The following is a 9,929-nucleotide window of genomic DNA, read 5'->3' as shown; positions in this document are numbered from 1 at the left end:
GGCGTAGCGGGGCTTGTAGTAGCCGGCCTGCTCGGCGGTGAAGACCGCGTGGAAGTCCGCCCCGAGCCGGGGCACGCTCTCGGCGAGGAAGGAGTTGTCGGCGTTGGAGAGGATGACCAGCTTGTAGTTCTCGCCCATCTTCTTCAGCGGTTCCGGCACGTCCGCGTGCGGGCCCCAGCTGCGCACGCCGTCGGCGAGCCGCTTGCCCGCGTCGGGGGCCGCTTTGATGCCCCACTTGCGGCAGACCCGCTCGAAGGAGTCCTGCAGCACCTGCTCGTAGGGGTAGTAGTCGCCGCGGACCTGGTCGTAGCGGTAGCCGCGGAACTCCTTGACGAACTGGTCCCACTGCTCGGCCGGGATCTGGTCGCCGACGAGGTCCCGTGTGATGGGGGTCATCGGCCACTCGATCAGCGTGCCGTAGCAGTCGAACGAGACGTACTTCGGACGGAACCGCAACGAGGAAATAGCCATGGAAGTACTCCAGTTTTTCAGGGGAAACTGCACGTGTTCGGATCTGGCTTCTCAGGAATGCCCGTCGCGGGCTTCCCGGAGGTGCGTGACGACGTCGTCCAGGCTCACGGCCAAGGAATGCTCGACGTTGATCCAGTCGTCCTTGGCGTGGTCGAGGAGGTATTCGCGCCGTTCGGGCGTGCGCTCCGCTCGCCAGTTCGTGATCAGTGCACGGAGTGTGAGTCGGGCCAGTGCGGCGACCGGGAGCAGCGGAATTTCCGAGGCTCTGATCGGCCGCTTCCGCTGGTACCCGGCGACGAAGGCACAGGCGTCCCGCCAGGGCTGTTCCGGCGTCCGGCCGAGCAGGTTCGCCATGGGCACGGCGGGGTCGAAGATCACCGCGCTGCGCACGGTGTCGCCGAAGTCGATGACACCGGTGACGAAGTGTTCCTCGCTGCCGGGGTCCACCACGACGTTGTAGGGGCTGAAGTCACCGTGGATCACCTGCGTCTCGAGATCACTCAGCCTCGGGACGACGGTCTCGCCGAAGAGCCGGAAGACCTCTCGGGCCGACTGGCGGTGCTCGGGAACCGGCGTGTGCTCGACCAGTTCGGCCAGCTGGTGGAAGTGCCGGATGTCCCATGCCAGATCGCGTCGGTCGGCCGGGTGCGTGAACGTCCTGAGGGCCACGTCGATCAGCCCCAGCATCTCGCCCGCCTCGGCGAGTCGCTCCGTGGCCGGGTTCGCCTGGGCCAGGACCGGGCCTTCCACGAAGTCGAACACGCGCAGGACGCGGGTCCTGCCGTCGTTCAGCCTGATCGTGACGTTGTCGTCTCCGCCGACGGTCAGCTTCACCCGCTGGACCGGCAACTGCGGGGCGGTGCGTTCGAGGAAGCGCATCGCGGCGGTCTGGAGGTCGACGACCTCTTCCGCCTCGTCGGGTGGTGAGACCTTCACGAGGTGGTCGCCCGCGTCGGTCCGGAGCCTGAACGTGTCGTCCTTCTCGGTCGCCAGCCGCTCCAGACGCCCGCCCAGGCGGTAGTGCTCCTCGAGGAAGAGGCTCACCAGCACCGCGTCGACGGGCTCGTGGGACGCCGCCAGGCCGCTTACCTCCAGGAGCCGCTGTGCATGGTGCGGAGCTGATGAGGTGTTCACGGTCATTCCCTTCGGCCGGCCTGCTACAGACGGTTCTTCGCGACCTCGGCGAAGGTCTCCAGGAAGCGGGTCACATCGGCGGAGTCGAAGGCCAGCGGGGGGCGGATCTTCAGGGTGTTCGCCGACCGGCCCGTCCCGTTGATCAGGATCCGGCGGTCGCGCATGTCGTTGATGACGTCCTCGGCAAGCGCGCGGTCGGATTCGAGGGTGTCCCGGTCCTTGACGATCTCCACGCCGACGTACAGGCCGGCACCGCGCACTTCGGCGACGTAAGGGGAGTCCTTGGTGATCTCCCGCAGCCCCGCGCGCAGAGCGTTGCCGCACTCCAGGACGCGCTGCTGCACGTTCTCCTTCTCCAGGACGTCCAGTACGGCGGCGCCGGCGGCCACGGGGATCGAGCTGCCGCCGAAGGTGTTGAAGTAGCGGACGTTGCGTCCGAACTCCTCGCAGACCTCGGGACGGAAGACCACTCCCGAGATCGGCATCCCGTTGCCCATCGGCTTGCCCATCGTGACGATGTCGGGCAGCACGCCGTGGCGGCTGAAGCCCCACATCGACTCCCCGAGCCGGGCGAATCCCGACTGGACCTCGTCCGCGATGTAGACACCGCCTGCGGCGTGGACCTCCTCCACCACGGCTCGCATGTAGCCGGGCGGGTCCGTGAAGATGCCGTCGCTGCTGTGGGCGCAGTCGGTGATCAGCGCCGCCAGGCGGTAGCCGTGGCGTTCCAGGTCCTCGATCGCGCCGCGTACCTGCTGCCGCATGTGCTCGTCGAGCGTGGAGCCGGGTGCCACGAGGCGCGGGTCAGGAGCGTCGATGAGCCGGACGTTCGGTCCCAGCGGCGAGCCCGTGCCCAGGGTCGGCGAGAAGCTCGCCACCTCCCGGGTGAGGCCGTGGTAGGCCCAGCGGGTGACGATGATGCCCTCGCCGCCCGTGTGGAACCGCGCCACCCGCACCGCCAGGTCGTTCGCCTCCGACCCGCTGCACGCGATGCTCAGCTTCGACAGTTCCTCGGGGAACGTCGAGAGCAGCCGCTCCGCGTAGTCGACCAGGGCTTCCTGGACGTAGCGCGTGTTGGTGTTGACCGCCTTCATCTGGCGGGCGACGGCCTCGGCCACGTGCGGGTGGGCGTGCCCGACGCACGGGACGTTGTTGTAGGCGTCCAGGTAGTCGTTGCCGTCACGGTCGATCAGGTGGGCCCCGTGACCGGAGACGAACTCGACCGGCTCCTTGTAGATGAGCGTGTAGCCAGGGCCCAGCACCTTGTCCCGGCGCCGGATCGTCTTCTGGAGGTGTTCGGGAAGCTCGCTCGTTGCCCCGGGGTCGAACCGGTTGGGGTAGTGGGCGATCGCTCGACTCAGCGTCGAAGTCATCTGCAGGCACCTTCAGTCAGTTCTGTAAGGGTTTCCCGCTTGCGGTGGCTGAGACCATACCATCGCTTGTTCCAGTTCCAACCTGAAACTAGGAATATTTTTTTGGTGAGCGCGCGACACTCGGCAGCTCAGGCTGCGGGCTGGTGAGGGGGTGTACCGGGGCTGGTGCGATGCGCCTTCTCGTCGAGCCGTTCGCAGGCATCTACGGGCCTGCCGGGAGGGCTCGGAGGGAGACTTTTCAGCCAGCCGAAGCTGCCGACGGGCGCGCTCCGCACCTGGTGCCAGCGGAACGGCCGGCTCGTGTAGCCGCTGGTCGCGACGAGTACCTGGTCGGCCCGGACGGTACCGCGCGGGGTGACGGGTGACCTTCGGACCCCGCCATCATAGGTTCCAGTTCCAATCTGAAACAATAAGGTTCTGTCTTGGGGCGTCGGTCGACTGGCGACCCCCTGTCTTTTGGGTACGTGCGGAGGCATGACATGAGTCGCGAAGCGTCCGGCGAGGCGAGCGAACCCGGCGAGAAGCCGCCGATCATCACGCCGCAGCCGGGGCCGACACGCTCGATGTACCGGGCTCGCTATGGTCATCAGGTGACCAGTAACCCGACATCACGCGACTACAACAAGGCGTCCGTCCTCGAAGTGGTCCTCACCAGGGCGCCGTTGACGCGGAACGAACTCATGGAGCTGACAGGCCTCAGCAAGGCCACGGTGTCCAGAGCGGTGGAGGAGTTGCGGGCGGACGGCTTCGTCGTCGACGGCGGAGTCGACGAGGTCACCGGCCGCGGTCGCCGGTCCACCTATCTGGACGTGCCCGGCACGACCGGACACGTCGTCGGTATCAGCTTCGGTGTGCAGACCACCGGTGTCATGGTCACCGACCTGAGGGGCCGTGAGATCGCGCAACTGACGGTTCCCACCGTCGAACACCTGGAGGTCGGGGACGCCGCGCGCTGGCTGGTCGACCTGGTCGGGCAGGCCGCCGAGTCGGCGCGGGGGCCCCTGCGTCAGATCGTCGTCGCGGTGCCCGGCCGGGTCCGGGGCGGCACGGAGATCTTCGGCCCCGCGGAGTCGATGAAGATCCTCGTCGGCTCCGGCCTCCAGCGAGCGATCGAAGAGCTGGCCGACGCTCCCGTGCTGCTCGACAGCGACGCCAACGCCTCGCTGCTCGGGGTCCTCACCGACGACGCGACCATCAGGAACGCCGCCCTCTTCAGCGTCAGCACCATACTGAACTTCGGCAGTTGCACGGATCACGAGCTCGTCCGGGGGAGGACACCCGCCTTCGGCGACATCGGGGTGCTCTCCGCCGGATTCGGCGACGCGGTCCTCGACGAGCTGCTGAGCACGTGGGGCCTCCTTCGGTTCGCTCGTAAGCGGGGGCTCGACCTGGAGCGCATCGAGGACCTCTGGCTGGAAGCCCACACCGAGGCTCCGCACACCGAGGCTCCGCGCGATGAGGCTCTGCGTGCCGAGGTGCTGGAGGCGTTCACCAGGGCGATCGTGACCGCGGTCAGCGTCGTCGCGGTGACGCTGGACCCCGAGTCGGTCTATTTCGTGGGCCGGTTGCGCCCGCTCGTCGACGTCGTCCTTCCCGAGGTGCGCGAGCGGCTCGGCCGGAGCCTCCCGGTGGTGCCGGAGATCAGGACGGGTTCGCATCTGATCGGTCTTTCGACGGCACAAGGGGCCGTGTACGCGGGCCTGACCATCGCTCATGAGCGGCTGCGCGACGCCGTGTTGGGGGCACGTAGTCAGGGCCGGGTCACCGAGCAGTCCGCGCCGGCCTTCTGACGGCATGGCTCCTCCGATCGCGCCGTGGGGCCCGGCGGTGTTCAGTGTGACCGCGTGAGGCGTTCGACCCGGTCGTGGAGGTGCTCCACATGGTGCTCGGACTCAGGCTTCATCAGGACGCTGCGCAGGATACGCGCGCCGTCGGCGTCCGCGTCGACCTTCGGATGGCGTGCGGTGAAGGCCTTGCGGTCGGCCCTGAGGGTGCTGAGGAACACCGGATCGGGGCCGGCCATGCCGTCCGCCAGGACCCGTGCCGACGCCGCGTCGACGGCGCTGAGGGTGGCGGGCTCCACCACCGGGAAGTAGCTGACGATGTCCAACTCGGGCCGCTGGTACAGCTCGAGTGCGTCCGACGCGCTGATCAGCTCGGACCACCGCAGGGCGGCCCGGCGGCCGGCCCCCAGGGCGCGGCCGAGGCCGTCGGGCGTGGGCGGGAGGAGCTGGAAGGTGAGCCACAGGGCGGCGGCCGCGGCCCCGGCGCGTGAGCACTCCAGGCTGATCTCCCCGAGGTGGAGCTCGCTGGAGGTGAAGTAGGTGTACGGCGAGTCGTGCAGGTAGAAGCGGCCCACCTCGGGGTCGCGGAAGAGGACGGCGCCGCAGCCGTAGGGCTGGAGCCCGTGCTTGTGCGGGTCGACGACGATCGAGTCGCAGCGGGCGATCGCCCGCCAGGGCTCCGGGGGGAGACCTTCGGGCCCGTCGGCGCCGGCCAGCAGCGTGAAGAAACCGCCGTAGGCGGCGTCGACGTGGAGCCGGACGCCGTAGCGGTCCCTCAGGGCCAGGGCGCTGTGGATCGGGTCGATGGCCCCGAGGCCGGTGGTGCCTGCGGTGAGGACGACCGTGCCCACCTCGCCCGTCCGCAGGACGTCCTCCAGTGCGTCCAGGCTGATGCGGCCGCGGTCGTCGGTCGGGATCGGCCGGCCCTTCATGCCCAGGACGTGGCACATACGGCCGTGCGTGTAGTGCGCGTCGGCGCTGTAGGCGACGCCCTGGCCGGGGTGGAGTTCCCGGGCGACGAAGAGGGCTTCGAGGTTGGCGATCGTGCCGCTGGTGGTGAGGTGGCCGAGGTGGGTGTCGTAGCCGAACATCGCGGCCAGCTGCGCGACGGCCTCGCGCTCCATGCGGGCGGTGGCCGGTCCGCCGTCCAGGGCGTGGTTGTTGGGGTTGATCAGCATGGTGGTGAGGTAGCCGACCACGGCCGCCGGGTGCGGGGGCTTGAGCATCTGGCCCGCGTAGTGCGGGTGGAAGAAGGGGTAGTTGTCCTTCAGTCGCCCGGTGAGCTCCTCGAAGGCGGCGGTGAAGCGGTCGTCCGTCACGAGGAGGGACGGGTGCCGCTCGTAGGGCCCGAAGGTGTCGGACCACTCCTGTATCGCGTCGTTGGCCCGGCCGAGCCAGTGCTGGAGGTCCACTGATCTCCCTTTCTGCCGCGTGCTGAGGTGGTGGGTGCTCACCATAGGGCTTTCGTTGACTGCTCAGCAATTGATTGCTCAGTATTTGAGGAAGCAGTAGGTGAAGGAGCAGTAAAGTCGGCGGGGTGAAGACACCGAACCGAGACGACGACGAAGCCGCCCGCGCCGCCGACAGCCCGCTCGTGCACGACTTCGGGCTGCTGATCAAGGCCGCCACCCGCCTGGAACAGCGCATCGACACGGCCCTGCGGCGGGAGTGCGAGATCAGCCACACGATGTTCGAGGTCCTCATCAGGCTCTGCCGGGACCCGGGCGAGGAGGTCTCGCAGCGCCGGCTCGCCGACGACCTCACCCTCACCAGCAGCGGCATCACCCGCCTGATCGACCGCATGGAGGCGGTCGGGCTGGTGCGCCGCGTGCCCGCGCCCGAGGACCGCAGAAGCGTCCTGGTGGAGGCGTCCGACCGGGGCCGGACGGTGTTCCTGCGGGCCGCCGCCGTCCACGCGGAGGTCGTCGAGAAGTACTTCGTCGCGCCGGTGGCCCCCGGCGACTACCGGCGGATGACCAGCGCGCTGGGCGAGATCCACAAGGCCTTGAGTGACACCTGACCGGCATGCCCGCACCGGGGCCGGCAGCGGCACCGGGTCCGGCAGCGGCACTGGGTCCGGCACTGGGACGGGGATCGGGTCCGGCAGCGGGACGGAGGTCGAGTCCGGCAGCGGGGCCGGATCAGGCACCAGCACCGGGATCGGATCCGGCGCCGGCACCGGGTCAGGCACGGGCACCGGGACCGGTGCCCGGCGGTCACGTACCCGGAACCTTCGCCCCGCCCGCGTCCAGGACCAGCACCGCCACGTGCAGGGACGTGCGCTGCAGGCCCGATTCCAGGTCGCAGCCCAGGAGCCGCTCGATGGTGTGCAGGCGCTGGTAGAACGCCTGCCGGGACATGCCGGCCCGTTTCGCCGCGACCGACTTGTTCCCGGCCGCCGTCAGATAGGCCCGCAGGGCGGGGAGCAGGTCGCCGCCGTTGCGGTCGTCGTGGTCGATGAGCCGCGTCAGCTGCCGCTCCGCGAACCGCTGAAGACGGGTGTCCTGCCGCAGCACGCCCAGGAGCTCCGGCAGTTCGACATCGGCGGGGACGTAGAACCACCGCTCCGGGGAGGCCGGCGTGATGGCGTCGGCCGTCTGCTCGGCCTCCTGCCAGGACCGGGCGATCCCGGAGAGGTCGGTCACGCCGGGCCCGACGGCGACGACGGCGTCCGGGCCGAGCTCCTCCCGGGAGAGGCGGCCGATGCGCTCGGCGACCGGCTGCCACGCGCTCGCCTGCGCCAGCGCCAGGAGCACGCCGATCCGGCCCGGCGCCGTCTCCCCGACCAGCGCGCGTACACCGGTCTGCGTCAGCGCCTTCGCGATCCGTTCGTCGAGGTGCTCACCCTCGGTACCGGTCTCCGTGTGGCGGATCACCACGGCGAAGAGGCGGTGCCCGAAGGCCGGCAGCCCCAGCGCCTCGGCGCGGGCGCGGGCATCCGCGGGGGAGCGGAAACGCTGCTCGCACAGATCCCGCAGCACCGAGCGGTGGGCCCGGCGCTCCCACCAGGCCGGCCCCGCCAGGCGCGCCATGGTCAGCGCGACCGCCGCGCGCTCCAGCACCAGCACGTTCTCCGGGTCAGGCTCCGCGTTCAGCCTGCTGTCCAGCAGGACCAGCCGGCCCCACGGCCCGTGATGGTCCTGCACCGTCGCGATCAGCCACCCCTCCGGACCGCTCGGCGCGACCTTCTCCAGGGTCGGCGCCGCCCGGGACCGCCGGGACCAGGCCGACACCACCGGCTCGTACGGCCGGCCGAGCAGTTCGCACATCAGGACACGATGGTTGAGGTCCTCCAGCACCACGGGAGCCCCGGTGAGCTCCGCGGTGGTGTGCACCAGTTCCTCGGGAGTCGCGCCCCGCAGCGTCAGGGCGGTGAAGATGTCCTGGATGTCCCTGCCGCGGCGCAGCAGCGCGCCCTGCGCGTCGAGGATGAGGGCGTGCACCGTCTGCGTGACGTCGATGAACCGGACGCCACGGGCCAGCTCGATCAGCGGCACCTCACGCGCGCGGCAGGCCGCGACCAGTTCGTCGGGCACCTTCCGGTACCGGTGCCCCAGCTCCACGATCAGCCCGGCCGCGCCGACGTCGGCGAGCTGGTCGACATAGCCGCGCAGCCTGGAGGCGTCCTCGGGATACGGCATGCCGGTCGTCAGCACCAGCTCGCCGCCCTCGAGGAAGTCGGCGGGATTGAGCAGCTCGGTGACATGTACCCAGCGCACCGCGCGGTCCAGCCGCGACTCCCCGGCCAGGACGCGCGGCAGCCCTTCGACGAGCACAGGGAGGCGAAGAACCTCCGCAATCGTAAGGAAGTGCCCGGTTGAAGGACGTTTCGGCGGCATAGAAGGTGCTTTCATCCGAGGGATTGAGGGCCACCTTCGCACCGGGACCTCACCGTGACAAGAGGGGTGCTGTTAATTCCACGAGCGGGCCGGCTCGCTGCGACAGACCGTCTCGAGAAGCTCCCCATGCGGAACAGAGTGTGCGTTGACCTGCGGGATCGGCCGGGACGAGAGTGAACGCCATCCCCAGCGGGACCCGAACCGGACGAGTCCGCACGGTGTCCGCACGGTGCTGGGGACGACTTCCACCCAGGCCACACTCGGCGAAAGGAGCGACGCATGCGGACCCCTAAGCGCGTCGCCGTGATCGGTGCCGGCAGCATGGGCAGCCAGGCCATGTGGCGACTGGCCGCCCGCGGAGCCGAGGTCATCGGCTACGACCGCTACGCGCCGGGTCACGACCGCGGCGCCGCCGGGGGCGAGACCCGCATCTTCCGCGCCGTGCACCTCGGCGACCCCGGGTACATCCCGCTGCTGCGGCTCGCGGACCGGATGTGGGACCGGCTCCAGCGCGAAACGGGCCTCCCGCTCCGGCGCCGCAGCGGCTGCCTGGTGATGGGGGAGGCCGCTGCGCCCTCCATGCGCCTCCTCGTGGACTCCAGCACCACCCACCGGCTGGACCACGAGGTACTGGACCGGGAGGAACTCGCCCGCCGCTACCCGCAGCACCGCCTCCCGGACGGGCACATAGCCGTCCTCGACCGGTTGGGCGCCGTCATCAGGCCGGAGGCGTCGATCCAGGCCGCGGCCGCACGCGCGGAGCAACTGGGCGCCCGGCTGCACCGCTACACCACGGTGCGGGAGATCGCGCCCGCGCCGGGCGGCGGGGTGCGCGTCGTCACGGACCAGGGCACCGACCACGTCGACGCGGCCGTGGTGACCGCGGGCCCGTGGATCAACACGCTGCTCCCGGACCTCCCGCGGACCGTCGACATCCGCCGGCTGATCAGCTCCTGGCACCTCCCCACCCGCCACGACTGGTTCGCGGGCGGTGCCCCCGCCTTCGTCCGCAGCACACCCCATGACTGCTACGGACTCCCGTCGCCCGACGGCATCTCCGTCAAGTTGGGCCTGTCCCTCGCCCGCTATCTACCGGTCCCCGACCCCGAACGGCTCGACCGCACCGTCCGCCCGGAGGAACTCGCCACCTTCCGTGAGCTCATCGGCGAACTGATGCCCGACCTGAACCCCGACCCCATCAGGCTGTCGGTCTACATGGAGGGCTACACCGACTCCGGAAACCCGCTCGTCGGTCATCTCCCCGGCGAGGACGACATCATCGTCCTGGCCGGGTTCTCCGGCAGCGGCTTCAAGCTCTCGCCCGCGAT

The 9,929-nt window shown here is 69.9% G+C and carries 8 protein-coding genes; 3 read left to right on the top strand and 5 right to left on the bottom strand.

All coding sequences use genetic code 11. From position 1 onward, the window contains the following. From ABZ386_RS41930 to ABZ386_RS41920, 3 genes are all read right to left on the bottom strand, one after another. Positions 1 to 471: haloacid dehalogenase type II (locus ABZ386_RS41930; protein WP_358968758.1), on the bottom strand; the 471-nt coding region annotated here is incomplete at its 3' end. Positions 472 to 522: 51 nt separating this feature from the next. After that, entirely contained in the window at positions 523 to 1,605 is a 1,083-nt protein-coding gene (locus ABZ386_RS41925) for a phosphotransferase (RefSeq protein ID WP_358968755.1), read from the bottom strand. Positions 1,606 to 1,628: 23 nt separating this feature from the next. Beyond that, positions 1,629 to 2,978 carry an aminotransferase class III-fold pyridoxal phosphate-dependent enzyme gene (locus ABZ386_RS41920; protein ID WP_358968752.1) on the bottom strand — a complete coding sequence of 450 codons (1,350 nt, stop codon included), beginning with the start codon at positions 2,976 to 2,978 and terminating at the stop codon, positions 1,629 to 1,631. A gap of 479 nt (positions 2,979 to 3,457) precedes the next feature. On the opposite strand from ABZ386_RS41920, the gene ABZ386_RS41915 reads away from it, so the two are divergent. Next, a complete protein-coding gene (locus ABZ386_RS41915; protein ID WP_358968749.1) occupies positions 3,458 to 4,768 on the top strand; it encodes an ROK family transcriptional regulator in 1,311 nt (436 codons plus the stop codon). Between the two features lie 41 nt (positions 4,769 to 4,809). On the opposite strand, the gene ABZ386_RS41910 is transcribed toward ABZ386_RS41915, so the two are convergent. Then, positions 4,810 to 6,174 carry an aminotransferase class V-fold PLP-dependent enzyme gene (locus tag ABZ386_RS41910; protein ID WP_358968747.1) on the bottom strand — a complete coding sequence of 455 codons (1,365 nt, stop codon included), beginning with the start codon at positions 6,172 to 6,174 and terminating at the stop codon, positions 4,810 to 4,812. A gap of 125 nt (positions 6,175 to 6,299) precedes the next feature. On the opposite strand from ABZ386_RS41910, the gene ABZ386_RS41905 reads away from it, so the two are divergent. Then, the gene (locus tag ABZ386_RS41905; protein WP_356674814.1) at positions 6,300 to 6,782 is read left to right on the top strand and encodes a MarR family winged helix-turn-helix transcriptional regulator; all 483 of its coding nucleotides are present in this window, start codon (positions 6,300 to 6,302) and stop codon (positions 6,780 to 6,782) included. Between the two features lie 196 nt (positions 6,783 to 6,978). Here the strand turns inward: ABZ386_RS41905 and ABZ386_RS41900 are convergent, their stop codons facing one another. Then, complete coding sequence (locus ABZ386_RS41900) at positions 6,979 to 8,601, bottom strand: PucR family transcriptional regulator ligand-binding domain-containing protein (protein ID WP_358968761.1); 1,623 nt, start codon at positions 8,599 to 8,601, stop codon at positions 6,979 to 6,981. A gap of 279 nt (positions 8,602 to 8,880) precedes the next feature. On the opposite strand from ABZ386_RS41900, the gene solA reads away from it, so the two are divergent. Continuing rightward, positions 8,881 to 9,929, top strand: a 1,049-nt coding sequence (gene solA / locus ABZ386_RS41895; RefSeq protein ID WP_356620248.1) for an N-methyl-L-tryptophan oxidase, incomplete at its 3' end; no start/stop codon positions are given.

This window comes from Streptomyces sp. NPDC006140 (assembly GCF_040628815.1).
GTDB lineage: Bacteria > Actinomycetota > Actinomycetes > Streptomycetales > Streptomycetaceae > Streptomyces.
This window is presented reverse-complemented; position numbering and strand designations above follow the sequence as displayed.